The organism is Amycolatopsis sp. DG1A-15b (genome assembly GCF_030285645.1).
Classification (GTDB): domain Bacteria; phylum Actinomycetota; class Actinomycetes; order Mycobacteriales; family Pseudonocardiaceae; genus Amycolatopsis.
The window spans coordinates 4,489,942-4,505,197 of the sequence record NZ_CP127296.1; the positions used below are offsets into that span (position 1 = coordinate 4,489,942).

Genomic DNA, 15,256 nt, shown 5'->3' on the forward strand with positions numbered 1-15,256 from the left:
TCACCCCCGGCACGCGAACCTCGCGGACGCCGGCTCGTGTCCGGGACCACTCATCTGCGGTAACGGCGTGTAATCTCAGCCACAATACGTTCGGGTTCCTCCTGGTCCAGCCGTGTCATCGCCCGTCACGGAGAGTTTCCGGCGTCCCGGCCTGGACGTGTCCGTGCTCGTTTCGTAACCTGTTCGAGATCTCGCGGCCCCCGGTCGTCCCCCGACGGCGACGCGAGATCGCCGCCGATACCCCCTGCCGGGTACCGGACCCCAAGCGGGCTCTTCCTGTTGCGGTCGAGCGCGCTCTGGGCACGGGCGAGACCCCCGCTCGCCCTCCCGGCACCCGCCGGCGGCCGATCAGCAAAGGAGACCCGCGCGAGAATGCGTTCGCATCCCGTCAAGCGCGTGGTGTCAGGTGCCCTCGCCGCGGCCTCGGTGATCACCGTCGTCACCATGGCCCAGCCGGCCACCGCCGCCCCCGTCCCCGTCCTGCAGGCGCCCCCCGCCGGCTCGGACGCCCTCGCCAAGTACCGCGATCTCGCGGCACAGGCGGAAAAACTCAATGAAGACCTGCTCCGGGCCCAGGACGACCTGACCGCGAAGCAGGGTCAGCTCGACAAGGCCAACGCCGACGTCGACGCCGCGAAGAACGCCGGCGCCCAAGCCGTCGAGGCGAAGCAGAAGTACCAGTCCGAAGTGGACAAGTTCGCCGGAGCTTCGTTCACCAGCGGTGTCCAGATGAACAAGCTGTCGGCGCTGCTGGCCGGAGCGTCCACTCAGGACTTCCTGGACCGTTCGGCGGCGCTCGATGTCATCGCGACCGACAAGAACGCCGCGATGGGCAACCTCAGCGGCGCGGCGGCCAAGGCCGCGGCGGCCGAGAAGTCGGCCGCCGACGCGGCGAAGCGGGCCCAAGACGCCCGGGACGCGGCGGCGAAGCTGGCGTCGGACATCGAGGCCAAGAAGAAGGACCTGCAGGGCCAGATCGACCAGATCGAGGCGCAGAGCCGGAACCTCAGCAGCGCGGACAAGGCCGCCCAGAAGGACACCGGCGGTGCGGCGCCGAGTGTCAAGGCACCCAGCGCGGCGGCGCAGAAGGCGGTCGACGCGGCGCTCAGCAAGCTCGGCAGCGCCTACGTCTGGGGCGCCACCGGGCCGAGCACGTTCGACTGCTCGGGCCTGATGCAGTGGGCGTACAAGCAGGCCGGCATCACCCTGCCGCGGACGTCGTCGGCGCAGGCGGGCTTCGGCACCTCGGTGTCGCGCGCCCAGCTGCAGCCCGGCGACCTGGTCGCCTACTACTCCCCCGTGTCCCACATCGGGATGTACATCGGCGACGGCAAGATGGTGCACGCGCCGACGAGCGGCGACGTCGTCAAGATCTCGCCGCTGATGAGCGAGTACGCGGGGGCCACGCGCCCCACGGCCTGACGTCCGGCCGGTGCCCCGTTCCGCGAAGTGTAGAAATCGCGGAACGGGGCACTTTTCGCGCATGGACGTGAACCCTGACGCCGCCACCGTCGAAGCCGTCGGCAAGGTGACCGAGGCCCTCGAGACGATCGAGCGGGCTCGCGGGCACCTCTACTCCTTCCACCAGCTGACCGGCAGTGCGGACCTGGCCCTCGGCGAGGCCGTGGAGCAGCTGGAGAAGGCCGGCCACACCGACTGGGCGCGGCGGATCTCCGAAGAGCTCATCGGACTCAACGTATTACCCGATCGGTGGACTTTCCAGGTCGTCGAGGAGTACGACGACGGCTACTACAAGTCGTGCCGCGACCTTGAGCGTGAGCTGCTCGCTTCGCTCACCGGAGGGCGCCGCCACCTGCACGAACAGCAGATGAAGGACGAGCGCCGGACACACGGCCGACCGGGTCACGAGGCCGGCGGCCCGAGCACACCCCCGGCCGGCACGTGAGCGGCGATCGTCGGAGCCCTGCGCTACAGTCGGACGCAGGCGAACAGATGTTCGATTGGAGTTGTGATGACTGATCAGGTGGAACCGAACCCGGAGAAGGACCCGAGCGACTGGACCACCGGCGACGAGCCGATGACCGGGCCGCAGAAGTCGTACCTGCAGACGCTGGCGCAGGAAGCCGGCGAAGAGGTGCCGGACAACCTCACGAAGGCGGAGGCGTCCGAGCGGATCGACGCCCTGCAGAAGACGACCGGCCGCGGCACGTGAGGGGCGCCGGCCCGCGGCCGGTGTGCCCGACGCCACGGCTTGCCGGTCACCCGCGCGGGTAGTCATCCGGGAGATGCCCTACTCCCCCAAGGAGGACATCCCGTGTACCTGACCGTGCTCCTCGTCACCCTCGCCGGACTGCTCGTGCTCGGCGGAGTCGCCGTCCGGGAGCTGCCGAAGCCGTACCCGCTCACCGCGAAACGGACCCTGGTCGCCGCCTGGGTGGTGGCCGCCGCCGGGGTCGGGTGGTGGATCTTCGCTCCCGGAGCGGCGCCGCTCGTCGTCACCGTGGTCGGGTTCGGGTTTCTGGTCGCCACCCTGAACCGCGGGCCCGAACGGCCGTCCTACCCGCGGTCGACCCCCTACCAGCCACCTCGATGAGTGAAGGCCCGGAGACCGGGTACCTCTGGGGAATGTCTCATCCGAATGAACAGCAACCCGAGATCGCCCGGCCCGAGACCGAGGATCCCGGCCGTGCCGAAGACCGGCTCTACCGGCCCGGCGAGGGCGAACCGCCGGACAGTCCCGAGGAAGCCCGCGGTGTCGGTGCGAAAGTGATCGGCGAACTGCGGGAGCGGCGCGAAAGCTGAGCGTTCAGGCGGCTTCCGGCAGCGCCGCGCCCGTCACGCGGAACAGGAACTCGGCGTTGGAGCCGGTCTTGCGGAGCTGCTCCAGCAGCTGCTCGATCGCGTGCGGGCCCGGCAACGCCCGCCGGACTTCGCGCATGGCCGCGAGTTCGCCCGGGGTGACCAGCAGTTCTTCGCGCCGGGTGCCGGAGGCGGCCACGTCGACCGCGGGGAAGACGCGCCGCTCGGCCGTCTTGCGGTCGAGCTTGAGTTCGGCGTTGCCGGTGCTCTTCAGCTCCTCGAAGAACACCGTGTCGGCCAGTGAACCGGTTTCCACCAGCGCCGACGCGACGATCGTGAGCGAACCGCCGCCCTCGACGTTCCGTGCGGCGCCGAGGATCCGCTTCATCGGCTGCAACGCGGCCGAGTCGACACCGCCGGACAGCGTGCGGCCGGATGGGCGTGCGGAAAGGTTGTACGCGCGGCCGAGCCGGGTGAGCGAATCGAGCAGCAGGACGACGTCTTCGCCGTGCTCCACCAAGCGTTTCGCGCGCTCGACGGCGAGTTCCGCGACAGCCACGTGCTCGGCCGGCGGACGGTCGAAAGTGGACGCGATCACCTCGCCGCGCACGGTCCGGCTCAGCTCGGTGACCTCTTCGGGACGTTCGTCGGCGAGCAGGACCAGCAGCCGGCAGTCGGGGTGGTTGACCGACAGCCCGTGGCCGATTTCCCGCAGCACGGTGGTTTTCCCGGCTTTCGGCGGCGAAACGACCAAGGCGCGTTGTCCCCGGCCGAGCGGGGTGACGAGGTCGAGGACGCGGGGCAGCAGCCGCGTCGGCGTGGTTTCGAGCAGCAGTCGGCGGTCCGGGTGCACCGGCACGAGGTCGGCGAAGCGCGGCCGCGGCTCGTCGGGGTCGCGGCCGTTGACGCTGGTGATCTTCTCGGCGGTGCCGGTGATTTCGTCGCCGGGCCGCAGGTTGTGCTTGCGGACCAGGGAAAGCGGGACGGCGAAGTCCTCGGGCGCGGGCCGGTAGCCGGGCCGGGCGAACGGGGTTTTGCCGGACAGGTCGAGGATTCCGTGAAAAGACATGGGTGTCTCCTGAAGTGGTGCTGGGCCCGCACACAGACGGCGAGGCCGGGAAAGGGAAAGAGGCCGAGTGGCCTGGATCCGGGGAGCTGCCTCCGGGCGGCCGAGTGGCCGGCATCCGCGAGGAGCGTCTCCACTGTAGCGACACATCTCACGAAGCACAACGGGTAAGAGTCCGTGGCGTTGGGTAGTCCATCAGAGAAGCCCGCTGAAACGGGGGAAACCGCGGCTGAACGATGGGAGCGGATCGTGTATCGACATACCCCGGAAACTGGCGTCGATACGGGCGAGAGCACCGACGCCGACCAAGCCGGGACCACGGCCCCGGAGCACTTCACCGCCGGAGCCGTGGTCGTCTCGACATTCGAAGAGCTGGCGCCGGCGCTGCCGAACGAGATGGCCGGCCTGCGCCGCAAGCTGATCCAGTGGCTGAGCGAGTTCCCGCTCGACGCGGACAGCACGCACGACATCACGCTGGCGACGTACGAGGCCCTGGCCAACGTAGCGGCCCACGCCTACCCGGACGGCCACGGCTGGGCCCGCTTGCAGGCTCGCCGGGAGGGTGACGCGATCACGGTGACGGTGACGGACACCGGCTGCGGCATCCCGGCGACGCGCCCACGCGCGGCGGCCCTGCGCACCTCGGGTGGCCGCGGCCTGCTGCTGATCGACCAGGTGACGGACCAGTCCGACATAGACTCGAGCACCACGGGGACCACGGTCCGCATGACGTGGCGCCCGCCTGCCCTCCGGGACGCGGGCTAGCCACTCGCCCCCGGCGCGGCCCGGCCGAGCCGAGGGAACCGCAGGCCGGCCCAGCCGAGCCGAACGAGACCGACGGCCGACCCAACCGAGGGAAACCACCGGCCCTGCCAAGCCGAAGGAGATCACCGACCGGCCCAGCGCCAGTCGACCCCACACCGCCGGCTCGCCTACCAGCGAGCCGGCGGGTTCACGTCCAGGGCACCCCGGCTGGACCGCAACGGCCGTTCGCTCGGCGCGGTGTCCGGCCCGCACTCACTCCGGCGGCCGCTCAACCCCGCCCACCGCCCGGTACCCGGCCTTGGACGCCCACGTCACCTCGGCGGCCCGGCAAACTCCCCCGGCGACCTCCCTCAAGCCGCCTCGGCCAGGCGGATCAGCCTGTTCCTCGGGTACGAAACCAGTTCTCGCTCGTCATCGGTGGTGAAGATCTCGACGGAGTCCTCCCGCAACTCCGCCGAATTCACCTGCAGCTGCCACGCGGGCAGCCCCGGCGCCGGCTCGTGCCAGAACCACTGGCCCTTGGTGAGCTGGTGCGCCGGGACTGTCGCGTCGTCCGTTTTCATGTGCTGAGGCTATCCGTCACCACCGACAGTTTTCGCAGCACCTGGACCCTGTGATGACGACCACTGTGGACTAGCCCGTCGCGCAGGTCACCGTCGGGTCGGTGAGGTTGCCGCCGTGTTGGACCGTGAAGCCGATGACGTTGCCGCTCCCGTTGGACCTCGCCGTCAGCACGTAGCCCGTGCTGTCCCACGTTCCCGTGTAGTTCCAGCTGCCGATCACCTTCTGGGGTGGGTGGAACGTCACCGTGAGCACCCAGTTGTTCGTCCCCGACACCGTCACCTGGCCGTTGAAACCGACGTTCCACTCCGCCGTCTTGACGTAGGCGGCCGAACAGCCACCGGGTGCCGGGGTGGTGGGCGTGGTCGAGGTGGTGGTGGGCGTGGTCGTGCCGCCGTCCGGGGGTGCGCCGCCGTTCAACGCCTCGAGCACCGCCGTGTAGGCCGCCTTCTTCTGGCCGTTGCCGTCGAACAGCAACGGCGTTGCCGACGCTCGCCACGAGTCCGTGTCGCGGATGCCCCACACCGTCATCCCGGTGCAGCGCGCGACCGCGAGGCACGCCTGCGTGACCGTGCGGAAGTTGTTCGCCTGCGCGGTCCCCGAGCCCTCGACGTCCAGCTCGGTGATCTGGACGTCCACCCCGAGGTCGGCGAAGTTCTGCAGCGTCGTCCGGTAGTTCGACGGCACCGGGCTGTTGGGGTTGAAGTGCGACTGGAAGCCGACGCAGTCGATCGGCACGCCGCGGGACTTGAAGTCCTGGACCATGCGGTACACGGCCTGGGTCTTCGCCTGGCTCCAGTCGTCGGTGTTGTAGTCGTTGTAACACAGCTTCGCGTCCGGGTCGGCCGCCCGCGCCGCGCGGAACGCCGCCTCGATCCAGTCGTCGCCCGTGCGCTGCAGGTTCGAATCACGCCGGGCGCCCGAGCCGCCGTCGGCGAACGCCTCGTTCACCACGTCCCACGCGTAGATCTTGCCGCGGTAGTGGGACGCGACCTGGGTGACGTGGTTGAGTATCGCCTGCCGCAGCGCCGAGCCCTCCATGCCCTGCATCCAGCCGGGCTGCTGCGAGTACCAGGCCAGCGTGTGCCCGCGCATCCGGGCGCCCTGGCTGGCCGCCTGGTTCACGATCCGGTCCGCGTTGGCGTACGAGAACTGGCCCTGGGAAGGTTCGGTCGCGTCGATCTTCATCTCGTTCTCCGGCGTGATCATGGAGAACTCGCGGCTCAGGATGCCGGTGTACACGCTGTCCGACAGCTTGCTCGCCGAGACCGCCGTGCCGAAGTAGCGCCCGGTCCGGGCCGCCGCGCTGCCGAGCGTGCTGCCGGCGGGCGGTGTCGACGACGTCGTAGTGGTCGGTGTGGTGGGCGTGGTCGGCGTGGTCGTGGTCGAGCCGCTGTTCAAGCCCAGGAACGCGATGGCGTACTGGATCATCCCGTTCTGCGGCAGCGAGTGCCCGGCACCCTGGACGCTGATGCCCTCGACCGGCGCCTGCGTGCCGGTGGCGCCGTACCGGGTGCGCGTCCAGCCCGACTGCGGGGCATCACTCGACGACGGCGTCTGGCCGATCCCCTGCAGGTTCGTCCACTGCTTGATCTCCTCCCCGAAGTTCGGGTAGCGCAGGGTGTCGTCGGCCGTGCCGTGCCACAGCTGCATCCGCGGGAACGGGCCGGTGCGCCCGCCGCTCATCTGCCGGGCCTGGTCACCCCACTGCTGCGGGGTCTTGCTGAGCTGCCCGTTGGCGCACTGGCTGTTCCAGCTCGACCCGTCGGTGGTCGCGAAGCAGCCGGCGGGCACGCCCATGAACGCCGAACCGGCGGCGAACACGTCCGGGTACTCCGCGGCGAGCACGTTCGTCATCATCGCGCCCGAGGAGAAGCCGGTGACGTACACGCGGGAGGAGTCGACGTTGTAGCGCTGCTTGGCCCAGTTGACCATCGACAGGATGCCGACGGGGTCGCTGCCGCCGCCGCGGGTGAGGGCCTGCGGCGAGGAGACGTCGAAGCACTGCCCGCTGCGGGTGGCTTCCGGGAACACGATGACGTACCCGTACTGGTCGGCCGCGGTGACGTAGTCGCGGGCGTAGCCGTTGAAGATCGCCGACGCCGAGCCGGTGCAGTAGTGGACGGCCACCAGCAGCGCCGGGCGGGCCGCCACGCGGTCCGGCACGTAGGTGTACATGTTGAGGTTGCTGGGATTGCTGCCGAAGTCGGTGACCCGGGTCAACGTGGCCGCGGACGCCGGCTGCGCCGCCACGACCAGCACGATCGCCGCGGCGATCGCCAGCACGGCGGCGGAAAGGGCGGTGAGGAGTCTTCGCACTCGAGGAAATCCTTTCCGGGGGCGGGAACGCAGCTGCGACGATGGTTCGTCCCCGCGCCCGGCCGGTCAACGATTATCGAAACCTTTCGGGAACTTTCGAGAGAGTCACCGATCCGCCGTCCCGGCGGAGTTCTGACAGGATTCCGGGATGACCGAGCTGCTGCTGGGCCCGCTGCTGCGGCACGTCGACGCCACTTCGGCGACGATCTGGGTCGAGACGGACGGCCCGTGCGAAGTCGGTGTCGGCGACGCCGCCGCCCGGACGTTCGAGGTCGCCGGCCACCACTACGCCCTGGTCGTGCTCACCGGGCTCGAACCCGGGCGGAGCACGCCGTACGAGGTGCGGCTCGACGGCGACGTCGTCTGGCCGGAGCCGGACGGTGACCTGCCGCCGAGCCGCATCCGGACGCTGAAACCCGGCGATCCGCGCTTCCGGCTGGTGTTCGGGTCCTGCCGCAAACCGCGGGAGCAGGACGCGCTGGGCCCGGACGCGCTCGCCGCCTACGCCCACCGGATGGCCGCCCTCGACGAGGCTGAGTGGCCGGAATCGCTGCTGCTGCTCGGCGACCAGGTCTACGCCGACGAAACGACCGACGCGACGCAGGACTGGCTCGCCACCCGGCGTGACACCGAGAAGCCGCCCGGCAACGAGGTCGCCGACTTCGAGGAGTACTGCCACCTGTACTTCGAAGCCTGGTGCGACCCGGCCGTCCGCTGGCTGCTCTCGACCGTTCCGACGTCGATGATCTTCGACGACCACGACGTCCGCGATGACTGGAACACCTCGCAGGCCTGGCGCGCGAAGATGGCCCGGACGTCCTGGTGGCCGGAGCGCATCCGCGGCGCGCTGGCCTCGTACTGGGTCTACCAGCACCTCGGCAACCTCGGGCCGCAGGAGCTGGCCGAAGACGACCTCTACCAGCGGGTGCGCAAGTCGGGCGAAGACAACGCCGAGTTGCTGCGCGAGTTCGCCGACCGGGCCGACCGGGAGGCCGACGGCGCCAAGGGCACCCGGTGGTCCTACCGGCGCGACTTCGGCCCGGTCCGGCTGCTGGTGATCGACTCGCGGGCCGGGCGGATCCTCGAGGGCGGGGAGCGGTCGATGATCGGCGACGAGGAGTTCCGCTGGATCGAGGAGCAGGCGGCCGGCGAGTTCGACCACCTGCTGATCGGCACGTCGCTGCCGTGGCTGCTGCCCACCGCGCTGTCGGGCGCCCAGTCGGTCAACGAGCGGCTCTGCGCCCGGCCCGGGCTGGTGGGGCGGGTCAGCGAGTTCATCCGGCAGCTGGTGGACCTCGAGCACTGGCCGGCCTTCCGCGCGTCGTTCGAGCGGCTGGCGAAGCTCATCGCCCGCGTCGCCGACGACGGACCGGCGTCGGTCAGCGTGCTGTCGGGGGACGTGCACCACGCCTACGTGGCCCGGGCCGAGTTCCCCGGCGGCACCGCGGCGCCGGTCCACCAGCTGACCTGCTCGCCGGTGCACAACACGGTGCCGTGGTACATGAACCGGCTGTTCCGGGCCGGCTGGTCGCGGACGCTGACCAAGGTGAGCGAGGGGCTCGCGCGCCGCACCGGGGTCCGGCCCGCGCCGCTGTCGTGGCACTGCGTGTCCGGGCCGCACTTCGGCAACGCGGTGATGACCTTGGACGTCGACGGGCGCACGGCCACGGCGACGCTGCTGCGGGCCGACCCGGCCGACGACGCGGAGCCGATCCGGCTGGTCTGAGGGTGGGTGCGGCACGGCCACCCTGGTGAAGCGATTCCGGGTTAGCCTCGGAGCATGGTCAAGGACAACGCCCTCGGGGAGTTCCTCCGGGCCCGCCGTGAACAGGTCGGGCCCGCGGAACTCGGCCTGCCTCCGGGCGGGTCACGCCGGGTGGCGGGCCTGCGCCGCGAGGAGGTGGCACTGCTGGCCGGGGTCAGCACCGACTACTACGTCCGGCTCGAGCAGGGCCGGGAGCGGAACCCGTCGGCGCAGGTCGTCGACGCGCTCGCCCGCGGGCTGGCGCTGGACGAGGATGCATCGGCCCATTTGCACCGGCTCGCCCGGCCGGCGCCCGGACGCCGGCGGCGTGCCCGGCGGCCCGAGCGGGTCAGCCCGAACCTGCTGCGCCTGATGGACGGCTGGCCGGACACGCCCGCGCTCGTGCTCGGCCGCTGTCTCGACGTGCTCGCGCACAACGCGCTGGGCCAGGCGTTGTTCGCCGGGCACGCCCACAGTGGCGACCTGATCCGGCTGGTGTTCCTCGACCCGGACGCCCGCGAGTTCTACCCGGAGTGGGAGCGCGTGGCCGTGAACACGGTCGGCGGCCTGCGGGCGGCCGCCGGGCTCGACCCGGACGACCCGCAGCTCATCGACACCGTCGGCGAGCTGTCGGTCAAGAGCGCGGACTTCCGCCGGCTGTGGGCGCGCCACGACATCCGGCAGAAGACCCACGAAACCAAGCGGTTCCGGCACCGGCTGGTCGGCGAGCTGGAGTTGAGCTACGAGGCGCTGACCGTCAACAGCGCCCCGGGCCAGCAGCTGATCGTCTACCAAGCCGAGCCGGGCAGCCCGTCGGAAGCGGCGCTGGCCCTGCTGGGCAGTCTCGCCGCCTCCTGAACCACCTTTCCCCAGCCATCCACAAGGGACGGAGTACTTCGTCGTGCCCGAAAACCTGCCCGAAAACCCTGTCTTCTTCATCACCGGCTGCTCCACCGGCCTCGGCCGGGCACTGGCCGAGGCCGTGCTCGACCGCGGCTGGTCGGCGGTCGTGACCGCCCGCGATCCGGCGCGGGTCGCCGACCTCGCCGGCCGCCACGGCGACCGCGCGCTGGCCCTGCCGCTCGACGTCACCGACCACGCCCAGGTCGTCGACGCCGTGAAGCGGGCCGAGACGACGTTCGGCCGGATCGACGTCCTGGTCGGCAACGCCGGCTACGGCTACCTCGCCGCGGTCGAGGAAGGCGAGGACGAGGAGATCCGCAACCTGTTCGACACCAACGTCTTCGGCCTCGCCGACGTCACCCGCGCGGTCCTGCCGGGCATGCGGGCGCGCCGCCGCGGCCACATCGTCACCGTGTCGTCCCTCGGCGGCCTGGCCGCGTTCGGTGCCACCGGCTACTACCACGCGACGAAGTTCGCCGTGGAAGGGCTTTCGGAGTCCCTGGCCGCGGAGGTGGCGCCGCTGGGCATCAAGGTGACCATCGTGGAGCCCGCCGCGTTCCGCACCAACTGGTCCGGTCCCTCGATGCGGCAGTCGGCGATCCGCATCGACGACTACGCCGAGACCGCGGGCGCCCGCCGGGAAGCGACGCTCGCGACGTACGGGCGGCAGCCGGGCGACCCGGCCCGCGCGGCCGAGGCGATCCTCGCCGCGGTCGGCAGCGACGAACCGCCGCTGCGCCTGCTCCTCGGCCGGGCGGCCTACGACATCGCCACCGCCCGCCTCGACACCCTCCGCGCCACTTTCGACACCTGGCGCGAGACCACCCTCGCCGCCGACTTCCCGGAAGGAACCCCGTGAAAACCGTCCTGATCACCGGCGCCAGCAGCGGCATCGGCCGCGCGACCGCGCTGCGCCTCGCCCGCGAAGGTCACCACGTCGTGCTCGGCGCCCGCCGGGAAGACCGGCTGGCCGAGCTGGCGAAGGAGATCCACGACACCGGCGGCACCGCCGACGTGCACCGCCTCGACGTCACCGACCGCGCGGACGTCGCCGCGTTCGCCGACGCCGCCGTCGAAGCGCACGGACGGCTGGACGTCTTCGTCGCCAACGCGGGTGTGATGCCGTTGTCGCGTTTGGCTTCCCGGCACGTCGACGAGTGGGACCGGATGATCGACGTCAACGTCCGCGGCCTGCTGCACGGCATCGCGGCGGCCCTGCCGCACTTCCGGCGCCAAGGCGGCGGGCACTTCGTGACGATCGCCTCCACCGGTGCGCACGAAGTGGTGCCGACGGCGGCGGTCTACTGCGGCACCAAGTACGCGGCCCGGGCGATCACCGAAGGCCTGCGCCTGGAAGCCGACCCCGGCATCCGCGTGACGACGGTCTCCCCCGGCGTCACCGAGTCCGAGCTGGCCGACACCATCACCGAGCCCGGCGCCCAGGAGGCGATGCGCGCCTACCGCGCGGTGACCCTCCCGGCGGACGCGATCGCCGGGGCCGTCTCCTACGCGATCGGGCAGCCGGAGGGCGTGGACGTCAACGAGATCATCGTGCGGCCCACCACCCAGCGCTGAACCGCCGTGTCGTCCCCTCAATCACGTGTGTCGACCCTTCCATCACGCGTGTCGTCCCTTCCGGCACAGCGTCCGGAGGGGCTCGGCGTGATTACGGGGTCGACACGCGTGATCAGGAGGTCGACACGCGTGATCGGCGGGTCGACACGGCTCAGCGCTCCAGTTCGGCGATGACCCGCGGGATCTCGGCCACCAGTTCCCGCGCCAGCAGGCCGGTGCTGCCGGTGTCCGGGATCAACCGCTGGCCGGCCACGGCGTGGACGTGCGTCGCCCAGCAGGCGGCCTGGTCCACGGCCGCGCCGCGGGCGAGGAAGCCGCCGGTCAGCCCGGCCAGGACGTCGCCGCTGCCGGATGTGGCCAGGCCGACGTGACCGCTGCCGTCGCGCCAAACCCGGCCGTCCGGCGCGGCGACGACACCCATGAGCAGCACCACGCCGCCGTAGCGCCGGGCGATCCGCACCGCCGTTTCCAGGTCGTCGACGTCCTTTTCCTCGCAGCCGTCGAGGAAAGCGGCTTCGACCCGGTTCGGGGTGAGGAGGAGCCGGCCCGCCAGGGGTTCGGCGAGCGAGGGGTCCCGGCTCAGCGCGCCGAGCGCGAACGCGTCGAGGACCACCCGCGCGTCCGGGGCGATGGCGGGCACCAGGCTCCGCAGCAGCTCTTCGGTCTCCGAAGCGCCGGTGAGGCCGGGGCCGACGACGACGGTGCCGGCGTCGGGGAGCACCTCGGCCAGCCGGTCGGCGGCGTCGGCGGCGATCGCGCCGGTGCCGGTCTCCGGCAGCCCGAACACCGACGACTCGGGCACCGAGACCCCGATCGCCGTCGCGTGCCGTTCGGCGACCGCCAGCTGCAGCGTGCCGGCCCCGGCGCGCAGGGCGGCGGTGCCGGACAGCGCCGGCGCCCCCGGCACGGTCCGGGCGCCGCCGACGACGAGCACGGTCCCGCGGTCTTCCGCGCCGACCCGCCAGTCCCGCAGCAGGGCCGGGCTGATCGGCGCCGGGTCAGGAGAGCTGCTGTGCGGCATCGTCGTCTTCCGTCGGTGGGGTGCCGGTGGCGTGCAGGTGGCCGACTTCCTGGGCCAGCACCATCGTGAACCCGCCGTCGGAGTCGCGTTCCCAGGCCGTCACCGAGCCGTTCGGGACCTCGGTGGCGTCGGCGGCGCGCAGCAGATCGGGCTCGGGCAGCCCTTCGAGCAGGTAACGCAGGGCGAAGACGGTCATCTCGTGGGCGGCCAGCAGAACGCGCTTTCCGGCGTGTTCCACGCTCAGCTCGGTGAGCAGGGACCGCAGCCGCAGCACGACGTCCGCCCAGGACTCGCCGCCCGGCGGCCGGTAGTAGAACTTGCCGAGCCGCCGCTTGCGCCGCAGCTCGTCGGGCCACCGCTCGCCGACGCCGTGCGAGGTCAGCAGGTCCAGCACGCCGAGCTCGCGGTCGCGCAGCCGTTCGTCCGGGATGATCGTCACCCCTTCGGGCGCGGCCAGGCGGGCGGTGTCCCAGGCACGGCGGTAGGTGGAGGTGATGACGACGTCCGGTGGTCGCTCCGCGAGGAACTTCCCCGCCGCCGAAGCTTGCTCTCGCCCCAGATCCGTCAGCGGTACGTCGGCGTCGCGTTCGGCGATGTCGATCACGTCCGCGCCGGCCGACTCCGCCTCTTCCCTGGCCACGTTTCCGGCGCTCTGACCGTGCCGCAGCACACCCACCCAGTCCAAGTCGACGTTCACGCCGGACTGTTACCCCGGGAGACCCGCCGTCGAAACCCGGGATGGTTAGGCCCGCAAAGGAGTCGAGGCTAGGGTCGTGCCATGTCGCGAAGTCTCGACGCCCAGAACCGGCTGCAGCAGCTGGAGGCGATCATCGGTGCGCCGGCCGAGCACCTCGGCCTGACCGAGCTGCTCACCGAGACGTTGCGGCGCCTGCGCGACGCCATGGCGGTCGACACCGCGACCGTGCTGCGGTACCAGGCCAACGGCCGTCAGCTCGTGGCCACCGCGGCGGCCGGCATCGAAGAGGAGGTCCACCAGGGCGTGCGGGTGCCGGTGGGCAGCGGGTTCGCCGGCCGGGTCGCGCTCGAGCGGGCCCCCGTCATCCTCGACCACGTCGACGAATCCACCGTCGTGAACTCCCTGCTGTGGGAACGCGGCCTGCGCTCCATGCTCGGCGTGCCCATGGTGGCCGGGAACGAGCTCGTCGGCGTGCTGCACGTCGGCTCCGTGGTGCCCCGGCAGTTCGGCGAGCCCGAAGTGGCCACGATGCAGCTGCTCGCCGACCGCCTCGCGATGGCGATCCAGGTGGAGGCGCTGGAGGAGAACCGCACCGCCACCATGGCGCTGCAGCGCAGCCTGCTGCCCAGCAGCCTGCCCGAGGTGCCCGGCCTGGACTTCGGCGCCCGGTACGTGCCGGGTGCGGAAACCGGGCTGGGCGGGGACTGGTACGACCTGTTCTCCCTGCCGGGTGACCGGCTCGGCGTGGTGATGGGCGACGTCTCCGGGCACGGCCTCGACGCGGCCGTGATCATGGGCCGGCTGCGCAGTGCCCTGCGCGCCTACGCCCTCGACTGCGAAAGCCCCGCCGAGGTGCTCGCCAAGCTCGACCGCAAGGCCAACCACTTCGAACACGGCGCGATGGCGACGGTGGCCTACGGGATCATCGGCCCGGCCCGCGAGGCGCTGACGTTGTCGCTCGCCGGCCACCTGCCCCCGGTGCTTGCCCTCCCCGGCGAAGCCGGCCGGCTGGTGGAGGTTCCCCCGGATCCCCCGATCGGGCTGACCATCGGCGAGCCCGAACGGCGCACGACCGTGATCGACCTGCCACCGGAAAGCGTGCTGGTGCTCTACACCGACGGGCTGGTCGAGCGACGGGACCGCCCGGTGGACGTCGGGATGCGGCAACTGGCGGAAGCCGTGCGCGCCGGGGAGCCCGAGCGGGTCTGCGCGCAGGTCATGGCCACGATGATCGGCCACCGGGCGGCCCAGGACGACGTCGCCCTGCTCGCCCTCCGGCGCGTCCCGGCCGGCAGCTGACGCGGCCGGGACGGCACGATCAGGACGCGGCCAGCGCCGCCTCACGGGTCGGGAACAGCGAGAGGCTCTCCTCGAGCCCGGTCAGCTGGATCGGGCGCAGGGTGGCCCGGCCGGACGCGACGATCCGCACCGCGGTGGCGGTGCCGGCGTTGCGGTGGATCGTCAGCAAGGCGGTCAGGCCCGGCGAAGCGAGGAACTCGACGCGGCTCAGGTCGACCACCAGCACCGGCGGCTGCTCCACCAGCGCTTCGTCGGCGGCCTGCACGAGCGCCGGCGCGGTGGTCGTGTCCACGTCCCCCGCGACTTCGACGACAACCGCGTCTCCTTGCTCCGTTCGGGCGATCCGGAACTCCCCGAACGGCACAGCGGTGGCCGAGCTTTCAAGGTGGGTGTGCTCGGTCATGGCGATTCTCCTCGCCTCCGGCAGCTCACCGGGATGCGGTGGGCGTGCGTGATCACGAAGGCTGTCTGCTCAACCGCTGTCAATCATGCCTGTCCCGGCGGCACGCCGCCGTCTCAGTGCCCCCTCGGCTTTCTGCCGCGTCC

General features: G+C 71.5%; 17 protein-coding genes. 11 read left to right on the plus strand and 6 right to left on the minus strand.

Annotated elements, in window-relative coordinates; all coding sequences use genetic code 11:
- Positions 1-372: 372 nt before the first annotated feature.
- The 5 genes from QRY02_RS20340 (at position 373) to QRY02_RS20360 (ending at position 2,763) form a co-directional block, all read left to right on the plus strand.
- Complete coding sequence (locus QRY02_RS20340) at positions 373-1,422, plus strand: C40 family peptidase (RefSeq protein ID WP_285993109.1); 1,050 nt, start codon at positions 373-375, stop codon at positions 1,420-1,422.
- A gap of 61 nt (positions 1,423-1,483) precedes the next feature.
- A complete protein-coding gene (locus tag QRY02_RS20345) occupies positions 1,484-1,906 on the plus strand; it encodes a hypothetical protein (RefSeq protein ID WP_285993110.1) in 423 nt (140 codons plus the stop codon).
- 66 nt (positions 1,907-1,972) lie between these two features.
- On the plus strand, positions 1,973-2,173 hold the full coding sequence (locus QRY02_RS20350; RefSeq protein ID WP_013227672.1) for a DUF3072 domain-containing protein: 201 nt from the start codon (positions 1,973-1,975) through the stop codon (positions 2,171-2,173).
- Between the two features lie 102 nt (positions 2,174-2,275).
- On the plus strand, positions 2,276-2,554 hold the full coding sequence (locus QRY02_RS20355; protein ID WP_285993111.1) for a hypothetical protein: 279 nt from the start codon (positions 2,276-2,278) through the stop codon (positions 2,552-2,554).
- 32 nt (positions 2,555-2,586) lie between these two features.
- Entirely contained in the window at positions 2,587-2,763 is a 177-nt protein-coding gene (locus tag QRY02_RS20360; protein ID WP_285993112.1) for a hypothetical protein, read from the plus strand.
- 4 nt (positions 2,764-2,767) lie between these two features.
- Here the strand turns inward: QRY02_RS20360 and rho are convergent, their stop codons facing one another.
- Entirely contained in the window at positions 2,768-3,829 is a 1,062-nt protein-coding gene (gene rho / locus QRY02_RS20365) for a transcription termination factor Rho (protein WP_285993113.1), read from the minus strand.
- 246 nt (positions 3,830-4,075) lie between these two features.
- Between rho and QRY02_RS20370 the strand changes: the two genes are divergently transcribed.
- The gene (locus tag QRY02_RS20370; RefSeq protein WP_285993114.1) at positions 4,076-4,591 is read left to right on the plus strand and encodes an ATP-binding protein; all 516 of its coding nucleotides are present in this window, start codon (positions 4,076-4,078) and stop codon (positions 4,589-4,591) included.
- 350 nt (positions 4,592-4,941) lie between these two features.
- Here QRY02_RS20370 and QRY02_RS20375 read toward each other — a convergent pair whose 3' ends face one another.
- Together QRY02_RS20375 and QRY02_RS20380 are read right to left on the minus strand one after the other, a co-directional pair.
- A complete protein-coding gene (locus QRY02_RS20375; RefSeq protein WP_285993115.1) occupies positions 4,942-5,154 on the minus strand; it encodes a hypothetical protein in 213 nt (70 codons plus the stop codon).
- A 70-nt stretch (positions 5,155-5,224) separates the two neighbouring features.
- Positions 5,225-7,471: an extracellular catalytic domain type 1 short-chain-length polyhydroxyalkanoate depolymerase gene (locus tag QRY02_RS20380; protein ID WP_285993116.1), complete on the minus strand. Its 2,247-nt coding sequence runs from the start codon at positions 7,469-7,471 to the stop codon at positions 5,225-5,227.
- Between the two features lie 148 nt (positions 7,472-7,619).
- On the opposite strand from QRY02_RS20380, the gene QRY02_RS20385 reads away from it, so the two are divergent.
- Genes QRY02_RS20385 through QRY02_RS20400 form a run of 4 tightly spaced genes read left to right on the plus strand, consistent with a single transcriptional unit; the run spans position 7,620 to position 11,693 of the window.
- The gene (locus QRY02_RS20385) at positions 7,620-9,197 is read left to right on the plus strand and encodes an alkaline phosphatase D family protein (RefSeq protein ID WP_285993117.1); all 1,578 of its coding nucleotides are present in this window, start codon (positions 7,620-7,622) and stop codon (positions 9,195-9,197) included.
- Positions 9,198-9,251: 54 nt separating this feature from the next.
- Positions 9,252-10,073, plus strand: a complete 822-nt coding sequence (locus tag QRY02_RS20390; RefSeq protein ID WP_285993118.1) for a helix-turn-helix transcriptional regulator — start codon at positions 9,252-9,254, stop codon at positions 10,071-10,073.
- A 43-nt stretch (positions 10,074-10,116) separates the two neighbouring features.
- Complete coding sequence (locus QRY02_RS20395; RefSeq protein ID WP_285993119.1) at positions 10,117-10,977, plus strand: oxidoreductase; 861 nt, start codon at positions 10,117-10,119, stop codon at positions 10,975-10,977.
- Positions 10,974-11,693 carry an SDR family oxidoreductase gene (locus tag QRY02_RS20400; protein WP_285993120.1) on the plus strand — a complete coding sequence of 240 codons (720 nt, stop codon included), beginning with the start codon at positions 10,974-10,976 and terminating at the stop codon, positions 11,691-11,693. Before QRY02_RS20395 ends, QRY02_RS20400 begins: the two co-directional genes overlap by 4 nt.
- A gap of 151 nt (positions 11,694-11,844) precedes the next feature.
- Here QRY02_RS20400 and QRY02_RS20405 read toward each other — a convergent pair whose 3' ends face one another.
- Together QRY02_RS20405 and QRY02_RS20410 are read right to left on the minus strand one after the other, a co-directional pair.
- Positions 11,845-12,714 carry an NAD(P)H-hydrate dehydratase gene (locus QRY02_RS20405; protein ID WP_285993121.1) on the minus strand — a complete coding sequence of 290 codons (870 nt, stop codon included), beginning with the start codon at positions 12,712-12,714 and terminating at the stop codon, positions 11,845-11,847.
- On the minus strand, positions 12,692-13,411 hold the full coding sequence (locus QRY02_RS20410; protein ID WP_285993122.1) for a histidine phosphatase family protein: 720 nt from the start codon (positions 13,409-13,411) through the stop codon (positions 12,692-12,694). The genes QRY02_RS20405 and QRY02_RS20410 overlap by 23 nt, the downstream gene beginning before the upstream one ends.
- Positions 13,412-13,492: 81 nt before the next feature.
- Between QRY02_RS20410 and QRY02_RS20415 the strand changes: the two genes are divergently transcribed.
- Positions 13,493-14,710 (plus strand): PP2C family protein-serine/threonine phosphatase, encoded by a 1,218-nt coding sequence (locus QRY02_RS20415; RefSeq protein WP_285993123.1) that lies wholly within the window; start codon positions 13,493-13,495, stop codon positions 14,708-14,710.
- A 19-nt stretch (positions 14,711-14,729) separates the two neighbouring features.
- Here QRY02_RS20415 and QRY02_RS20420 read toward each other — a convergent pair whose 3' ends face one another.
- A complete protein-coding gene (locus tag QRY02_RS20420) occupies positions 14,730-15,113 on the minus strand; it encodes an STAS domain-containing protein (protein ID WP_285993124.1) in 384 nt (127 codons plus the stop codon).
- Positions 15,114-15,256 lie beyond the last annotated feature (143 nt).